Genomic DNA, 17,330 nt, shown 5'->3' with positions numbered 1-17,330 from the left:
CAAAATCGCGCAGCGATTTGGGATGACATCAATGAAAACAAAGGCCTGAAGCGTCTTGCATGAATCAAATTCTCTGCGCTTTCACTGCGCCTGAACGCCCGGCAACTGGTCGAAATTGAGCGGACCGGGCTGCGCCTGCCCGCTGCGCCGTGCTGCTTCCGCCTCGGCCGCGGCCCTCGCCTGCGCATCCGCATCCGCCTTTGCTTTGGCTTCCGCCGCGCGTGCGGCCTCCGCCTCGGCAGCAGCCTTCTCAGCGGCGGCTTTCCGCGCCAGCGCGCGCAGCCGCACTTCCTCTGCCTGCCGTTGCCGCTCGATCTCGGCCGCCTTGATGCGCTCGGCGTCGTTGAACCGGTAGAGCGCCACTTCGCGGCGCAGCCGCTGTTTTTCGAGCACGATCGCCTGCAGCCGCTCGACGCGCCGGCGCTCGCGCTCGAAGGCCCGCAGCGACAGATAGCTGGTGATATCGGTCACATCCATCGTCTTGCCGGGCGACGGCAGCATGCCGGAAAAATTCAGCCGGAGCGCCGGCTCGGCGCCGGAAAGCGCTTCCGTGCCAGGATTGAATCCGACACCCAGCGTCGCGCTGATGCGCTCTTCCGGCAGCGCGATCTGCGCATCGGCGGTGATGCGGGCGAGATCGTTGGCGACGGTGACATTCTGCACCCTCAGCGTCCCGTCGGCGATATTGAAGGGGATGCCGAGCGGCGGCAGCTTCGCCTCGCCGTTGCTGAGCAGCGTCTCGATGATCGGATGCACCTTGCCGGCATTGATCTGCTCCTGCATCGTATCGGTCGCGGCAAGCAGCGGCGGCAAGATGGCAAGATTTAACCCGCGTATGCTGGTATCGCCGAGCCTCAATTCGCCCGAACCATTGAGCGAACTGGCGATCTCGCCGATCGTCTTGCCCGAGGCCTCCATCGACAGCGACAATCCGAATTTGCCGTTGGCGATCGGCGCGCCGTCGCGCAGCCAGACGACGCCGGAAAGATCGGAATCGGCAAGCGCAAGCTTCGTCTGCAGGAAACCTGTGCCGCTGGCATTGGTGAAGAGCAGATTGCCGGAGAGCTTTCCGCCGTCCCAGTTCCCGGCCATGTCGTTGAGCTGCAGCTCATCGCCCTTGTAGGCAACATCGCTGGTGAAGTCCGACACCGCCGTTTCCGGCAGGCCGGGCCAGAACTCCTTGGCCGCCAGCTTCACGTTGACGTCGAGATCCTTGAAGATGGGCAGCCCCAGCGGCGCCGTCATCAGCTGACCGTTGGCGGGATCGACGATCTGACCGAACACCGCCTCGCCGAGCCAGCCGGCATCGGCCTTGGCGAGTGTCAGCCCGCCGCTCGCGGTCGTCTTCGCAGCCTTCCGGTCGAAGGTCAGCGCACCCGAAAATTCGTTGTCGGCCGCATGTCCCTTGAGATCCGAAAAGACGATCTTGTCGCTGTCGACGGCGGTATTGACCTGCAGGCCGAACGGCAGCCCGGTTCCGGTCTGCGGCAAGGCTATGCCGTTCATGATGAGATAAGGGTCGATATCGGCGCTGTCGAGCGAAAGCGCGATCTGGCCGTTCATGAAGGTCTCCGGCCGGACGTCGACCTTGCCGTTGGCCATGAACGAGGTCCGGTCGGTCGCAAAGGTCAGCGCCGCGTCGGCGGGATCGTTGCCCGATGCCTTCACCTTCAGCGTTAGTCGGCCATTGGCGCCGACATCGACCGGCAGCGGGTCGAGCCCGGCCTGGCCGAACAGGACTGATGGCACGGCGTTTTCGAGCGTCGCCTCGAGGCTCGTCGTGCCGTTGCCGGTCAGCGCCAGGAGGTCGGACATGCGGTAATCGAGATTGACGCGGCTGCCGTTCGCCACACCGGCAAGCGTCACCGTCAATGCGTCGCCCTCGTCGCCGCCGAGCGTCAGTGCGCCGCGCAATGCCGTATTGCCGTACCAGCCGGCGTTGCGCACCAGCCGGTCGAGCACTGGGTGATGCGGCAGGTGTTCGCGCAGCATGGTGAAGAAGCCGCCGGGATCAGCCGATTTGAAGGTGATTTCGCCCGCACCCTTGTAATCGAGCAGCGAACCTTCCGCCCTGCCCGTCGCCGTCAGCTCGGCGCCGGCGATATTCTTGATCGACAGCCGGTCGACGGCAAGCGCCCCATCGGCGATCGTAAACGTGGTCTCGACATTCTCGGCACTGACGCCGAAGGCGGTGAACTTGTCCGCCTTGAGCTGGGCGGCGATCTTGTGGTCAAGCGCGTTGTCGCCGGCATCCTGGCCGGTCATCAGCCCGCTCAGCGCCTGCAGCGCGTCGAGATCGAGCGTATCGCCGTTTAGCGCCACCGACAGCGTCGGCGGCTGGCCGGAGATTGCCTGGCGCTCCAGCCGACCCTTCAGCGTCGCCGGTCCGATGGCGATCTCGAGATTTTCAAAACGCTGCAATTCGTGCGTCAGGCTGACATTGGCGGAAAAGCCCGCCTGCCGCAATTGCCGGATGGCCGGATCGACCGAGCCGGCAAGCCAGGAGGCAAGCCCGGTCGGCTGGCTGGATGCCATCACGATCTGGCCGTTGAACGAAGGTTCGCCCTGAAGCAGGAGCTTGCCCTTGCCTTCCACTTGCGTGCGCCCCGGCAGCGTGCCGGTGGCGCTGTCGATCATCCAGCCGATGCCGGCCGGTTCGAGCTCCAGCTGCACGTCGCGCAGCGTCGTATCGCCGGCGACGATCGCCGGCAGCTTGACGCTCGCCTTGCCCGGCACCTGCGGGATCGGCACCTGCGCGACGATGTCAATCAGCGAATTCAGCCGCTGGCGCGCCGAAACAGCGGGATCCCGCGTCGTCTTGCCAGCCGAGCCCTGATTGCCGATGCGGTTGACGTCGATCTGCTGCCCGACGGCGGTCAGCAGGAATTCCGGCGCATTGCCGGTATCGAGCGTCGCCTCGCCGGTTATGACATAGGGATCGTCCGTCGGGCCGATCTCCATCCGGTATTCGGGGATGCGGATGCGTTCGTTGGTGAGCTCGAAGCGGCCCTTGACGCGCGGCGGCTGCTCTTTCTTGTTGGCGGGCTTGGCGCTGTTGCGGATCTCGATCGCTGCCGAAAGCTGGCCCTGATAGTTCGGCTTGCTGTCGACGAGCTTCAGCTCGCCATCGAGATCGACGCTGACAGGGTGCTTGTCCGGCGAGAGCCTCGTGCGCATGCGCAGCACGCCCTTCTCGTCCGGCTGACTGCTCGAGATCGAGAAGCCGCCGTGCTCGCCATCGAGCGCAGCGTCGCCCTCGATGCGCCAAGGACCGGCCAGCGACTTTGCCGACATTTCCGCGTTGAGGCCGGTGATGCGACGCGAGCGACCCGACTGATCGTCGATGAATTCGACCTCGCCGCCGCTGACATGCACGTTTTCGAGAACGACGGTTCTTGCCGGTATTTCCGCGCGGCTGCCGCGCATCCAGTCGAGCGTGCCGTCCTTGAGCAATCTCAAGCGTACCTTCGGATTGACGACGCGCATGTCGAAGATCAGCGCTTCGCCCGACAGGAAAGGTGCAAGCTCCGCATCCATGGAGAACTGCTCGACCTTGACGATCGGCGTGCCGTCCGCTTCCTGGCCGACGCGCACGTCATGCAGCGTCACCGACGGGAACGGCAGCAGGCGCGCATCCACCGTGCCGTAGACGGTGACCTTCTTACCGATGATGCGGCTTGCCTGATCCTCGAAATTCTTGCGGAAATCCGTCCAGTCGATGAACAGCGGCGCAAGCAGCGCCACAAACAGCACTACGACGATCACTCCCCCCAGAAAGACGAGGAACCGGCCTACCAATGCAAAGCGTCTCCATTCGGGATTCTGTTGCCGACACTAGAGCATGATGCCGAAAAGTGTGAGCGGTTTTCGGACGACATCATGCTCTAACTCTTTAATTGAGAACAGGATTCAGATTTCAAGGCGAGCCGGCCTAACATCATCCTGTTCTAGCGCCATTCATGCCGGGGGCAAGACCCAACTTCATGAGAATGTTCCGTTTTCAGCCATGGTGGAAAATCTTGCCGGGATTGAAGATATCGTCCGGATCGAGCGCCTGTTTCACCTGTCGCATCAGATCCACCGCGCCGCCGAGCTCCTGTTCCAGAAACGCCATCTTGCCCTGTCCGACCCCGTGTTCACCGGTGCATGTTCCGTCCATCTCGAGCGCCCGCCGGTTGAGCCGTTGCACGAAAGCCTCGGCCACGGCGACGCCTTCGGTGCTCTTGTCATCAAACAACAGCAGCACATGGAAGTTCCCGTCGCCGGCATGGCCGACGATCGGCCCCAGCAGCCCATGCTCCTCGATATCCGCCTGCGTTTCGGAAACACAATCGGCAAGCCTCGATATCGGAACACAAACATCGGTCGAAAGTGCGGCAAGCCCGGGCGCCAGCGCCCTTGCAGCCCAATAGGCGTCATGGCGCGCCTTCCAGAGCTTCGTCCGCTCCTCGGCATTGGCGGCCCATAGGAATTCGCCGCCGCCGCATTCCGCCGCGATCTCGGCAAAGGCTGCCGATTGCAGCGGCACCGTCTCGTCGGTGCCGTGGAATTCGAGGAACAGCGTCGGGCTTTCGGCATAGGAAAGCTTGGAATAGGCGTTGCAGGCCCGCATCTGTACCGTATCGAGCAACTCGATACGCGCCACCGGAATGCCCATCTGGATCGTCATGATGACGGCATCGCAGGCGGCCTTGATGCTCGGAAAGGCACAGGCCCCCCCGGCAATCTTCTGGGGGATCGCCTGCAGGCGCAGCGTCACCGAGGTCAGGATGCCAAGCGTGCCCTCGGCGCCGACGAAGAGCCGCGTCAGATCGTAGCCCGCCGAGGACTTGCGGGCGCGCCGGGCCGTGCGGATCTCCTCGCCATTGGCAGTGACGGCGGTGACGGCAAGCACATTGTCCTTCATCGTTCCATAGCGCACGGCATTGGTGCCGGAGGCCCGCGTCGAGGCCATGCCGCCGATCGAGGCGTTGGCGCCGGGATCGATCGGGAAGAACAGGCCGGTATCGCGCAGGTAGATGTTCAGCGCCTCGCGTGTCACACCCGGTTCGACGGTGCAGTCGAGATCTTCGGGATTGACCTCGATCACCCGGTTCATGCGGCTGAAATCGATCGAAATACCGCCATTGGCGGCATTGACCTGCCCCTCCAGCGAGGTGCCGACGCCGAAACCGATTACCGGCACCTTGTGGGTCGCGCAGGCATTGACCGCCGCCTTCACATCCTCGGCACTCTCGGCGAAAAGCACCCCGTCGGGCAGTTGCGGCGGAATATAGGTGGTCGTATGGGCATGCTGTTCGCGGAAGGACTGGCGGGTCTGGAAACGCTCGCCAAAGCTCTGCTTGAGAATGCCGAGCACAGCGGCAATCCCCGCCTCGTTGCGTGTGCCCGCCTTCGCATCCTTCAGCGCCATCCCTTTGATCTCCCTGCCATTCCGCAGAAACCATATCGTGTTCTGCAGGCTACAGCGCCGCGCGTCTTTTCAGCCGCGCAAAGGACGCTGTAGGACTCTAGAATTGCTGCATAATTTCATCCTTAAATCGATTCCGATTTAAGGAATTATGCAGTAGGCTGGGTATGCGGCAAGTCAAAGCGGCTGTCCAGTTAAGATTGGCAGAAGATTTCATTCCCCTTTTGTTATAGGGCGGTTGCTATAGCCAAGTCCGCCGCCCTCGCACCTCAGACAATCGGCGGATTGAGCCGTGCAAAACCCTCCTGCCGCCGATAGGGAAAATAGGGATAGGGCGCCGTCACGGTGCTGACCGCGTCGAGCCTTTCGATCTGCTCCCTCGACAGGCTCCAGTCGACCGCGCCGAGGTTCTGCCTGAGCTGCTCCTCGTTGCGGGCGCCGATGATGACGCTCGATACCGTCGGCCGGTTAAGCAGCCAGTTGATGGCGATCTGCGGCACCGTCCGACCGGTCTCACCTGCGATGGCGTCCAGGACCTCGACGATGTCGAACAGCTTCTCGTCGTCGACGGGCGGGCCGTATTGCGCCGTCTCGTGCAGCCGGCTTGCCTTGGGCAGCGGCTGGCCGCGGCGGATCTTGCCGGTCAGCCGTCCCCAGGCAAGCGGGCTCCAGACGAGAGCTCCCACACCCTGGTCGGCGCCGAGCGGCATCAGCTCCCATTCGTAATCGCGCCCTGCCAGCGAATAATAGACCTGATGGGCGACATAACGCGGATAACCGTGGCGCTCGGCGGCGGCGAGCGACTTCATCAGTTCCCAGCCGGCAAAATTGGAAACGCCGACATAGCGGATCTTGCCTGCTGCAACGAGCCCGTCGAGCGTCGACAGCACCTCCTCGACCGGCGTCGAGGCATCGAAAGCATGAAGCTGCAGCAGATCGATATAGTCGGTCCCGAGCCGGCGCAGCGCATCCTCGGTCGCGCGGATCAACCGCGCCCGCGACGTTCCCCAGTCCTGCGGCCCCTCGCCCATCGGCAGCGCCGTCTTCGTTGAGATCAGCACAGCGTCGCGCCGGCCGCGGATGGCCTGGCCGAGCACCTCCTCGGACGCGCCGGCCGAATAGACGTCGGCCGTGTCGAAGAGATTGACGCCGGCTTCCAGGCAGATGTCGATGAGCCGCCGCGCTTCCTCGGCATCGGTATTGCCCCAGGCGCCGAACAGCGGCCCGCTGCCGCCGAATGTGCCCGCGCCGAAGCTCAAGACCGGCACTCTGAGGCCGGAGGCGCCGAGATTTCTATAGTCCATGGATCTGTCTCCTCTATTTCCTATGAGATAGACCTCGGACGTTCGATGATATAGAGTGCCTATCAGCAAATCATCTGTGACTTGAATTCATTATGAGCCGCCAGGACATCAACCGCTCCGGTGAAATGGAAGTCTTCGTCAGCGTCGTCGAGCGCGGTGGCTTTTCCGCCGCCGCCACGGCCCGGCGCATGACGCCATCGGCTGTCAGCAAGCTCCTCGCCCGGCTGGAGACACGCCTCGGCGCTCGTCTCGTCAACCGCTCCACCCGCAGGCTGCAGCTGACGCCGGAAGGCTGTGCCTTCTACGAGCGCTGCGTCGCCATCCTTGCCGATATCGCCGAGGCTGAACGCCAGGCCTCGACAGGTGAACAGGCCTCAGGCCGGATCCGCATCAACACCAGCGGCTCTTTCGGCAACCATGTGCTGGCGCCGCTCGTGCCGGCCTTTATGGCGCTTCATCCGGCCGTGACGCTGGATATTTCCCATACCGACAGGATAGTCGACTTGATGGAAGAACGCGCCGATGTCGCAATCCGCGCCGGCCCCCTGAAGAATTCCAGCCTGATCGCCCGCAAGCTTGGCGCCACCGGCAAGATCATCGTCGCATCGCCGGATTATCTCTCGCGTCATGGCAAACCACGCACGATCGCCGATCTCCGCCGCCATTGCCGTATCGGCTTTTCCTACGCCCGCGCCACCGAGGGCTGGCCGCTGCGCGAAGGTGGCGAAACGGTAACGATCCCGATCACCCCGGGCCTGCAGGTGGGAGACGGCGAAGCCATGCGTCACCTCGCATTATCAGGCGCCGGACTTGCCCGGCTCGCCGCCTTCACCCTGCGCACCGATATCGATGCCGGCCGCCTGGTGCCGGTGCTCGAAGAGGCCAATCCCGGCGATCTCGAGGAGTTCTATGCCGTCTATATGGGCCAGGGCGGCCCGCTGCCGGCGCGCGTACGCGCACTGCTCGATTTTCTCGTCAGCCATGTCCGTTTCTGAGGCACCCAGCCCGAAACCGCTCAGCGCTTTTGGAATGATGACATGCATAAAAACAACGACTTGAAGCGGTCGCATGAATCAGTTTCGCATTCCAGGGCGCCGAGAAGCCAGATTTCGCAATTGACCGCCCGCCTCGCGTCCGCCTATACCGAACCCGCGTCAGTCGGTCCTTGCAGCCGGCCTCTCTTCGTCATGCCGGAGCCTCTTCCCATCTTCAGCCCTTAAGGGCTCGCGCCGGTCATGCTCTAACTATTTAATTAGAGCAGGATTCAGATTTTGGCCGCCCCGGCCTAAAATCATCGTGTTCTAGGAAAGATACGGAGATCATGTCATTCAGCGACACGAGCCGCCTGCTGCGGGATGCCGGTCTGCCGAAATGGGCGCTGCTGCTGGCACTTTCGGCCGCTCTCGTCGTCTTCCTCGAACTCTTCGCGCTGCCGGCCTCGCTGCTGATCGGACCGATGGTCGCGGCGATGGCACTGGCATTGACCGTCGGCAAGGGAAAGCTTCGCGTGCCCTTCTGGCCGCTGCAGTTCGGCCAGGTCCTGGTCGGCCTGATGATGGCGCGCACCATCACCCCTGACATTCTCGGCACCATGGCGAAGGACGCACCGCTCTTTCTGCTGTTCATCTTCTCGGTCATCGCCATCGCCACCGGCCTCGGCTGGCTTTTGACGCGCTGGCAGGTGCTGCCGGGCACGACCGCGGTCTGGGGTTCTTCGCCGGGCGGCGCCTCCGCCATGGTCATCATGTCGGAAGCCTATGGCGCCGATGCCCGTCTCGTCGCCTTCATGCAGTATCTGCGCGTTGTCTTCGTCGCCGTCGGCGCCTCTGTGGTCTCGCGCCTGTGGGTGGCAGCCGACGGCGCCGAGCCGCCGCCGCTCGTCCTCTTTCCCGAGATCGACTGGCCGGCCTTTGCAGCGACGATGGCTTTTGCTGCCTTTTGTGCCTATGGCGTCCGGCGCCTGCGCCTCCAGGGGGGCACGATCATCGTGCCGCTCTTTCTCGGCGCCTTGCTGCAGGGCGTGGGCCTCCTGAAAATTGAATTACCGATGTGGCTGCTCGCCATCGCCTATGCACTGGTCGGCTGGAGCATCGGCCTGCGTTTCACCCGCTCGATCCTCAGCCACGTGGCGCGCGCCCTGCCGAGGGTATCGGCCTGCATCGTGCTGCTGATGGCGCTCTGCGGCTGCATGGCGGTGGCGCTTCACGTCTTCGCCGGCATCGATCCGCTGACCGCCTATCTCGCCACCAGCCCCGGCGGGGCCGATTCCGTCGCCATCATCGCCGCCTCCAGCGATGTCGACGTGCCTTTCGTGATGGCGATGCAGACCGGCCGTTTCCTGGTGATCCTGATGATCGGACCGATGCTCGCCCGTTTCATCGCGCGCCGTTCCGGCCTTGCGGAAAATCCCGCCTGATGCCCTGCCTGGGGTTATGCGCCAGCGCTCCCCATTGGCCGGGCGTCATGCCATAGGCCTTCTTGAAATGGCGGTTGAGATGGCTCTGGTCGGCAAAGCCGGTCGCCGCCGCCACATCGGAAATCCCCTCACCCGCACCGATCATCGCCCGCGCCCGCTGCAGCCGACGCATCAGGAGGTAGCGATGCGGGCTGGTGGCGAAGGCCGCCCGGAAATGCCGCGACAGCGCGAAACGATCGAGCCCCGTCACCGCCTCAAGCTCGCCGGAATTCACTGCCCGGGTCGCATGCGCCTCGAGATAATCCCGTGCCGCCCGCGCCTGCCGCCAGGCGACGAGGCCCAGCGGCCGCGGCGGCCGGCGCGCATGCCGCGTCAGCCCGCCCGCCACCTGCGATACGAAATCGTCGACGAAAAGCGCGTCCAGTTCGCGGTCGAGTTCGCCGAGAGCCGCCAGCAGCACGCCCGCCAGCGCCGGATCGCCGATAACGGGTTCATCGACGAAAGGCAGGCCGACGCCATCCGCCTTCAGGCATTCAAGAAGCAGCGACGGTTCCAGATAGAGCATGCGGTATTGCAGCCCATCCTCCGTCCCCGCCCCGCCGTCATGCTCCTCATCGGGGTGCAGCACGATCACCTGCCCCGGCAGGCTGAAACGCCGCTCGCCGCGATAGCGGAAGGTCTGAACCCCCTTCAGAGTCACGCCGAGTGCATAGGTGTCGTGCCGGTGCGGCTCGAAAGCATTGCCTGAGAACTGCGCCTCGATGCGCTCGATGCCGGGAAAGGCCGGCGCAGCCAGGATGGCGTTGCCGGATGGTCCCGCGCACAAACGTTCAAGACCTTCGAAGACCTGCGGATGTAAGTCCTGGTTCAACGCGCCCGATACTCCATAACCCGTAGACAGGTGAAAGATCGTCCGATGTTTGATACCAAAATTGCCGTCGTCCTGCGAAACAATCTTGCCGGCTGGCAGAAGCTGAACGTCACGGCCTTCCTGATGACAGGCATCGCCGGCCGGCATCCCGAGATCATCGGCGAAGCCTACAGGGACCGCGCCGGCAATCTCTACAATCCCCTATCGATCCAGCCGATCATCGTGCTCTCCGCCGACGAGGCGACGATATCAGCCGTTCACCGCCGCGCGCTGGAGCGCGATATCACCAGCTCGCTGTTTATCGAGGAGATGTTTGCGACCGGCCACGACGCGGCCAACCGCGCCGTCTTCGCAGAATTTTCGCCCGAAGACGCCAAGGTGGTCGGTATCGCTCTGCGCGCCGAAAAGAAGATCGTCGACAAGATCACCAAGGGCGCAACGATGCAGCACTGACGAAAAAGGCCGGGCGTGACCCGGCCTTTCCGCAAACGGTATGAGCCAGAATCAGCCCTGCGTGATCGGCGCGATCTGGATCTCGACGCGGCGGTTCTGCGCGCGGCCGGCCTCGCTCGCATTGGAGGCGACGGGCTGCGACGGGCCGAAACCGACGGCGGAGACGCGGCGCTGGTCGATGCCCTGGCCGCCGAGATAATCGGCAACCGAAAGTGCGCGGCGCTGCGACAGGTCCTGATTGTGCTGCAGGCTGCCGGTCGAATCCGTATGGCCGTTGACGTCGATCAGCGTGCGGTTGAACTTGCGCAACACGATCGCTACCGAATTCAGCGTCGGATAGAAGCCCGGCTTCACAGCGTCCTGATCGACGTCGAAGGTGATGTTCGACGGCATGTTGAGGATGATGTTGTCGCCGTTGCGGGTCACCGAAATGCCGGTGCCTTCGAGCTGGGCGCGAAGCTCGGATTCCTGCTGGTCCATGTAATTGCCGATCGCACCGCCGGCGAGAGCGCCGACGCCTGCGCCGATCAACGCCGCATTGCGCTTGCCGTGGCCGCCGCCGCCGACAGCCACGCCGACGAGAGCACCGCCGAGCGCGCCAAGCGCCGCGCCGCCGGCCGTATTGGAAACCTTCTGTTCACCGGTATAGGGATCGGTCGTCGTGCAGGCGCTGAGATAGCTTGCGGCAATAGCGAGAAGTATGAATTTTTTGATCATGGACAGGACGGTCTCCGTTCGACTGATGCGAGCAAATGGCAAGGATTGCGGCAAGAAAATGAAGATGTTCTCCTGATAGGGCAAATTCGGGCGCCGAAACACAGCCATGTTGCGGGAATGCGCTGATATCACCAGTTTTAGCGGATGGCCGCCCCTGCGCGGCGGCAGGCACAGCGATCAGCCCTCATGGTGCGGGTGAGGAGCGGAGCAATCGATCCAGTGAATCGATTGCAGTGACGAACGAAGGGCCGTGTCAAACCACGAGGGCGGCTGGCCGGAGGATCGTACCTTTAGAAGTTCTGGAAGAGCTGCCGCATTGTGTCGTAAGTGGCGTTGGCGATGTTCAGCGACTGTAGGCCGAGCTGCTGCTGCGTTTGCAACGCCCGCAGTCTGCTCGACTCCTCCTCCATGTCGGCATCGACAAGCCGGCCGATGCCGGCGGTGATGTTGTCGTGCAGTTTCGTGGCGAAGTCGTTCTGCAGGTTGATGCGCTTTTCCAGCGCGCCGAAGGCCGAACCGACCGTCGTCAGCTGCGTCAGCGCGGCGTCGACGACGCTGATCATCTGGCCGATCTGGCCCTGTGTCGTGCTTGATGTCACCGAGATCACCACCTGCCCGGTGGTGGTGCCATTCTTGCTCGTCATCAGCACGTAATTTTGCGCAGCACCGAGTTCGGTGGCGAAATAGGCCGATGTCAGCACCCCATATTCGCCGGAACCGGTGGCACGGTCGTCGATCAGGTAGCGCGCGTCCTTGGAGGTCGTCGCTCCCACCGGCGTATTGTCGATATGGTAGCTCAGCATGCCGATCGAGATCGTGCCGTCGGCGTTGCGGATGAACGAGGCCGGGATCTGGCGCGGCTGCGTCGGCGTCGCATCGTTGGTGAGGACCACCCAGTTGTCGCTGTTGAAGGTCGCCGATTCCGAAACGCTGCGCAGTTGCTCCTGCAGCTGTTTGATCTCTTCGTTGACCTTGTTTTTGTCGATGCCGTCTTCGGTTGCGGCAACCAGCTTTGCCTTGATTTCGGAGACGACGTCGATGACGCTCTGAACGCCGGTATAGGCCGTTCCCATCGTCGCCGCGGCCATGCCAAGCGCATCCTGGATCGCCGAAACCGCTTTATTGTCGGTCCGCGCGGTGGTGGCGATCGACCAGTAGACGGCGTTGTCGCTGGCCTTTTCGACACGCATACCCGTCGTGATGTGGTTTTGCGTGACCGTCATATTCCGATTGATATCGCGCAGCACATAAAGCGCCGCATCCACGGAGACGCGCTGATAAATACTCACGGGACTAAACTCCAAAACACAACAGACGCAAACTGAACTAAAAATGAACCGTGCCGCACGGACATTCATGTCCGGGGTCGCTGAAACTCCAGCGCATCGCAGCCTTCAAGAAACGAAGAAGACCAGTCGGTTACTGGTCACAATCATTGCCGTTTATGCTTAACAAACGACTAAACTTCAGAAGTAATTTAGCTAATTTTTCAAGGTTTCATACACCATGAGAAACGCCGCCGGACGAGGTTGGCCGGCGGCGTTTCGCAGTCGGATAAAACCTTATTCGGCGGCCTGCAGCTGCTCGTCATCGGGTGCGGCGCGTGGCCGTGTGGCGACCGACATCTCTTCGTGCAGGCGCGCTTCCTCGTGGGCGTGCGGCTTGGCGAAGCGGGCAAGCAGCAGATAGGCGACCGGCGTGATGAACAGCGTCACAAGCGTCGCGAAACCGAGGCCGCCGACGATCACCCAGCCGAGCGCAACGCGTGCTTCGGCGCCAGCGCCATGGGCAAAGACCAGCGGCACGCCGCCGAGGATGGTGGCGATCATCGTCATCATCACGGGACGAAGGCGCAGCGCGCAGGCCTTCTCGATCGAGGACCGCACATCCTCGCCCCGGTCACGTAGCTGATTGGCGAATTCGACGATCAGGATACCGTTCTTCGCCATGACGCCGACGAGCAGCACCAGGCCGATCTGGCTGTAGATGTTGAGGCTGGAGCCGGTGATAACAAGTGCGAAGACGGCGCAGGCAAGACCAAGCGGCACCGTCGACATGATGATCAGCGAGGACAGCACGCTTTCGAACTGCGCGGCCAGCACCAGGAAGATGATGACGATGGCGAAGCCGAAGGTCAGCGCCATGCCGCTCGAATTCTCTTCGAGCGTCGCCGCCTCGGCCAGTGGCAGCAGGCGGGAGCCTGGCGGCAGCAGCGGCTCGGCGAGCGCCGTCACTTGGCTGACGGCATCGCCGAGCGACATGCCGTTCCTGAGGCCGGCAGTGATCGCGACGGAGGCGAGCTGCTGCTCGCGGTTGAGCTGCGGCGCGACCGAACCTTCCTTCATCGTGGCGATGACCGACATCGGTACGATCTTGCCGTCGCCGGTCTTCAGAAACACGTTCTCAAGATCGGTCGGATCGTCGATCGGCCGCGTCGTCGAGGTCAAAAGCACGGGATAGGATTCGCCGTCGACGAAGACGTCGACCACCGAGCGCCCTTCGAGCAGCGATTGGATTGCCGTGGAAAGCCCGGTTATGTCGATGCCGAGATCCGAGGCGCGCTCGCGATCGATCGCCACCGATACCTGCGCCTGGCTGGGCTCGTTGGTCAGGCGCGGCGTATCATACTGGCCGGTGGCCTCGAGCGACTGCACCAGCTTGGCGGCCGCCGCCGTCAGCGCCTCGTGATCATTGCCGATCAGCGCCATCTGCAGACCACTGCCGGCACCGCGGATGCGAAGGCTGTTCGATGATATAGCATTGCCGCGCAGGGCCGGCACCCTGGAGGCTGCCTGGTTGATATCTCCGACGATCTCCGTCTGCGTCCTGTCACGCTCTCCCCAGGGGGCGAGCGTCAGCACCATGAAGCCGCTGTTCAGCGAACCGCCTTGCCCGGAGATCGAGAAGACATTGCGGATGTCGCCGCTGTCGACCAGCGGCTGCAGATATTCTTCGACGAGTTGCATCTTGTCGCGGGTATATTCGAGGCTCGATCCCTGCGGCGTCGTCAGCCGCATCATCACCAGCGACCGGTCCTCTTCGGGCGTCAGCTCGCTCTTCACCATCGAGAAAGCGACGAGTGCCGCACCGGCGAAGATCACCGAGAACAGGATGACGACGAAAGGCGCGTTGAGACAGCCGTGCAGCGCCCATTTGTAGAGATCGGCAAGCGTTGCACCGAAGCGGCCGAGCGCGCCGTGATCCTCGAGCATCGGTTTGGTCAGCATGCGCGAGGCGAGCATCGGACATAGCGTCAGCGCCACGATCGACGACAGACCGACCGAGAAGGCGAGCACGAAGCCGAATTCGCGGAAGAGGCCACCGACCTGTCCCGGCAGGAATGAGAGCGGAATGAACACCGCGGCCAGCGTCGCCGTCGTGGCGATGACGGCGAAGAACACCTCGCGCGTTCCGAGCACGGCGGCAGCGCGCGGCCCCATGCCTTCGGAGCGCCGGCGTACGATATTTTCAAGCACCACGATCGCATCGTCGACGACGAGGCCGGTCGCCAGCACGATCGCGAGCAGCGTCAGGATGTTGATCGAGAAGCCGACCATGTAGATCGCCGCCAGCGTGCCGATCAGCGCCACCGGCATGCTGACCGCCGGGATCAGCGTCGCCCGCCAGTCGCGCAGGAAGAGGTAGATGACGGCGGTGACGATGACGGCGGCGAGCACCAGCGCCAGCACCACCTCGTGGATCGCACCCTGGATGAAGACGGCGTCGTCGCTGGTGATGGCGATCGTCGTGCCCTCGGGCAGCGTCTTCGACAATTGGTCGACGGCCGCCTTGATGCCGGTCGATATGTTCAGCGTATTCGACTGCGCCTGGCGGATGATGCCGAGGCCGATCCCCGGCTTGCCGTTGGAGCGCAGCGCCGTTTCGCCGTCGCGTGGTCCAAGCATCACCGTCGCGACATCGCCGAGCCTGACGCGGTCCTGCAGGATGACGTTGGAAAAATCCGCCGGGGTCTGCAGGTTGGCGGTGGCGCGCACCACGATATCCTGCGTATTGCTCTTCAGCGAGCCGGCCGGCACGTCGAGTGCCGCATTATCGAGTGCCTTCGTCAGGTCGCCGATGGTCAGCCCGCGGCTGGCAAGCGCCCCCTGGTCGACATCGACGCGGAAGACCTTCTCCTGGTCGCCATATTCCTCGACGTCGGCAACCCCGTCGACAGAGGCGAGGCGATCGATCACCTCGTTTTCGACAAGCTGGGTCAGATCGTCCATGTTGAGATTGGTGGAGGTGACGGCAAGGCGCATGATCGCCGAGGAATCCGAATCCGCCTTGACGATCTGCGGCGCATCCGCTTCGTCGGGCAGGTTCTGGGTGATGCGGCCAATCGCGTCGCGCACGTCGTTGGCGGCGACCGAGAGATCGATCGCATCCGAGAATTCCAGCGTCACCCGGCTCTGACCGAAGGACGAGGTCGATGAAATCGATTTCAGGCCGCTGACGCGCGCGACCGCCCCCTCGATCACCTTGGTCAGTTCCTGGTCGATCGTCTGCGGCGATGCGCCATCGAAGGTGGTGCGCACGGTGACGACGGGACGGTCGACGTCGGGCAGTTCGCGCACCTCGACGCCGACATAGGCGGCAAGGCCGGCAACGACCATCAACGTGTTGAACACCAGCGCCAGGATCGGCCGGCGAACGAAAAGTGCAGTGAAGCTCTGCTTGCCCGACGCCCTGTCCTGATGAATCTCGGTCACGTTCATTGCGTGGCGACCTCCGCAGTCGCGGCGACATCGGCGCTCACACGCACCGCCCCACCCTCACGCACGCGCTGCAGTCCCTGTGTGACGATCACGTCGCCATCCTTGAGATCGGCTTTGACCAGCACGAAATCCGGATTGCGCTGCACGATGCTGACCCGCACCTTGTGCGACTTGTCGTCATTGACCTGCCAGACGAAGGAGCCCTGCGAATCCCACTGCACGGAGACGGGATCGACAGCCGGATATTTGTCGCCAGGAAATTTCATGCTGACACTGAAGGACATGCCGGCACGCAGCTCATCGGAACTATTGTCGATCCGGGCGCGCAGACGAAGCGTGCGGCTTGCCGCATCGATGCGGTTGTCGACGGCTTCGACCACGCCTGAAAACACCTGCCCCGGCCTTGCCACAGACATCGCCTCGACCGGCTGGCCGACCGACACCGTATTGGCGAAGCGCTCCGGCACCCAGTAGTCGACGAGGATTTCCGAACGGTCATCGAGCGTGACGATCGGGATGCTCGTCGTGACGTTGTCGCCGATATTGACCGGCACGATGCCGACGATGCCGTCGATCGGCGCGGTGATGTTGCGCCGGGCGAGATTGAGCTCGGCGGCCTGCAGCTGCAGCCGCGCGCCCTGCTCGGCGATCTCCGAATCGAACACGTCCATGCGCGACACGCTGGACTTGATGTTGTGATAGAGATTGGACTTCTCGACGGCGGCCTTGACCGCCACATCAGCCTGGCCGCGGGCGATCACCTGCTCCTCGCTGTCGAGCTTGGCGAGCACCTGACCGGCCTTCACCCTGTCGCCCGACTTGATGAGAATTTCGCGGATCGTGCCCGATGCCTGCGGCGTGACCGCGACCGAACGGATCGCATCACCGGTGCCGATGGCGTTCAGCCGGTCGTTGACGATACCCTGGACGACCGCCTGCGTCGCGACGAGAATGGTGTTGTTGCGCCCGCCGCCATTGCGGCGGTTCCCCTGTCCCTGCCCCTCACCACGCTGCTGCCCTTGCGCCCGGGCCGGAGCGTCGGCATCGGCCGTCTCCTCGGCCTTCGGCGCGATCTTGGAAACGATGCTGTCTGGAATACCTGCATCGCGCATCGTATCGCCGGCGCCGGGCACGAAGAAAACCCACGCGGCAAAGCCGGCAATAATGACGATGAGCGAAAGTACAAACTGCTTCCAGAAGGCCATTCACGTCTCCGGAGGGACTCGAGGTTGGACCAGGGTCGGTCGAAAGAGGCGCTGCGGGATCGAGATTCCCGTCTGATGCGACAATATCGCGCGTTTACAGCTTACCGGCAAGCATAAGCAGCCGGCATTACCGATTTGTAATATCAACAAAGAATGGAAATAACCCAGCCGCTCACTTTTGCTTGAATGAACACTCGCCCGTGTCTTTGATCCCGCCGATTGTCGGGCAAGATACC

The 17,330-nt window shown here is 63.2% G+C and carries 11 protein-coding genes; 3 read left to right on the top strand and 8 right to left on the bottom strand.

Annotation, left to right across the window (positions count from 1 at the left end; genetic code table 11):
• Positions 1-81: 81 nt before the first annotated feature.
• From RWJ89_RS04195 to RWJ89_RS04185, 3 genes are all read right to left on the bottom strand, one after another.
• Positions 82-3,798, bottom strand: coding sequence for an AsmA family protein (locus RWJ89_RS04195; protein WP_316030609.1), 3,717 nt, complete (start codon positions 3,796-3,798; stop codon positions 82-84).
• Between the two features lie 202 nt (positions 3,799-4,000).
• Complete coding sequence (locus tag RWJ89_RS04190; RefSeq protein WP_316030608.1) at positions 4,001-5,413, bottom strand: FAD-binding oxidoreductase; 1,413 nt, start codon at positions 5,411-5,413, stop codon at positions 4,001-4,003.
• Positions 5,414-5,679: 266 nt separating this feature from the next.
• Positions 5,680-6,714, bottom strand: coding sequence for an aldo/keto reductase (locus RWJ89_RS04185; protein WP_222010318.1), 1,035 nt, complete (start codon positions 6,712-6,714; stop codon positions 5,680-5,682).
• 92 nt (positions 6,715-6,806) lie between these two features.
• Here RWJ89_RS04185 and RWJ89_RS04180 point away from each other — a divergent pair, with 92 nt between their 5' ends.
• Entirely contained in the window at positions 6,807-7,709 is a 903-nt protein-coding gene (locus RWJ89_RS04180) for a LysR family transcriptional regulator (protein ID WP_222010317.1), read from the top strand.
• Between the two features lie 326 nt (positions 7,710-8,035).
• Positions 8,036-9,130, top strand: coding sequence for an AbrB family transcriptional regulator (locus RWJ89_RS04175; RefSeq protein WP_131666718.1), 1,095 nt, complete (start codon positions 8,036-8,038; stop codon positions 9,128-9,130).
• Here the strand turns inward: RWJ89_RS04175 and RWJ89_RS04170 are convergent.
• Positions 9,090-10,001 (bottom strand): AraC family transcriptional regulator, encoded by a 912-nt coding sequence (locus RWJ89_RS04170; RefSeq protein ID WP_131666717.1) that lies wholly within the window; start codon positions 9,999-10,001, stop codon positions 9,090-9,092. The genes RWJ89_RS04175 and RWJ89_RS04170 overlap by 41 nt on opposite strands.
• A gap of 45 nt (positions 10,002-10,046) precedes the next feature.
• On the opposite strand from RWJ89_RS04170, the gene RWJ89_RS04165 reads away from it, so the two are divergent.
• Positions 10,047-10,454, top strand: coding sequence for a DUF2000 family protein (locus tag RWJ89_RS04165; RefSeq protein ID WP_131666716.1), 408 nt, complete (start codon positions 10,047-10,049; stop codon positions 10,452-10,454).
• 51 nt (positions 10,455-10,505) lie between these two features.
• On the opposite strand, the gene RWJ89_RS04160 is transcribed toward RWJ89_RS04165, so the two are convergent.
• The 4 genes from RWJ89_RS04160 to RWJ89_RS04145 all read right to left on the bottom strand — a co-directional run bounded on the left by RWJ89_RS04160 (position 10,506) and on the right by RWJ89_RS04145 (position 17,094).
• Complete coding sequence (locus tag RWJ89_RS04160) at positions 10,506-11,171, bottom strand: OmpA family lipoprotein (RefSeq protein WP_003541337.1); 666 nt, start codon at positions 11,169-11,171, stop codon at positions 10,506-10,508.
• 290 nt (positions 11,172-11,461) lie between these two features.
• Positions 11,462-12,460, bottom strand: a complete 999-nt coding sequence (locus tag RWJ89_RS04155; RefSeq protein ID WP_026158766.1) for a flagellin N-terminal helical domain-containing protein — start codon at positions 12,458-12,460, stop codon at positions 11,462-11,464.
• Positions 12,461-12,733: 273 nt separating this feature from the next.
• Positions 12,734-15,889, bottom strand: coding sequence for an efflux RND transporter permease subunit (locus RWJ89_RS04150; RefSeq protein WP_168284097.1), 3,156 nt, complete (start codon positions 15,887-15,889; stop codon positions 12,734-12,736).
• Positions 15,886-17,094: an efflux RND transporter periplasmic adaptor subunit gene (locus RWJ89_RS04145; RefSeq protein ID WP_077978767.1), complete on the bottom strand. Its 1,209-nt coding sequence runs from the start codon at positions 17,092-17,094 to the stop codon at positions 15,886-15,888. The genes RWJ89_RS04150 and RWJ89_RS04145 overlap by 4 nt, the downstream gene beginning before the upstream one ends.
• Positions 17,095-17,330: the final 236 nt, after the last annotated feature.

Origin of the sequence: Rhizobium sp. 10PS4 (assembly GCF_032464805.1) — a bacterium.
Classification (GTDB): domain Bacteria; phylum Pseudomonadota; class Alphaproteobacteria; order Rhizobiales; family Rhizobiaceae; genus Rhizobium; species Rhizobium laguerreae.
The sequence above is the reverse complement of the archived record's forward strand: the minus strand, read 5'-3'. Positions and strand labels throughout refer to the sequence as shown.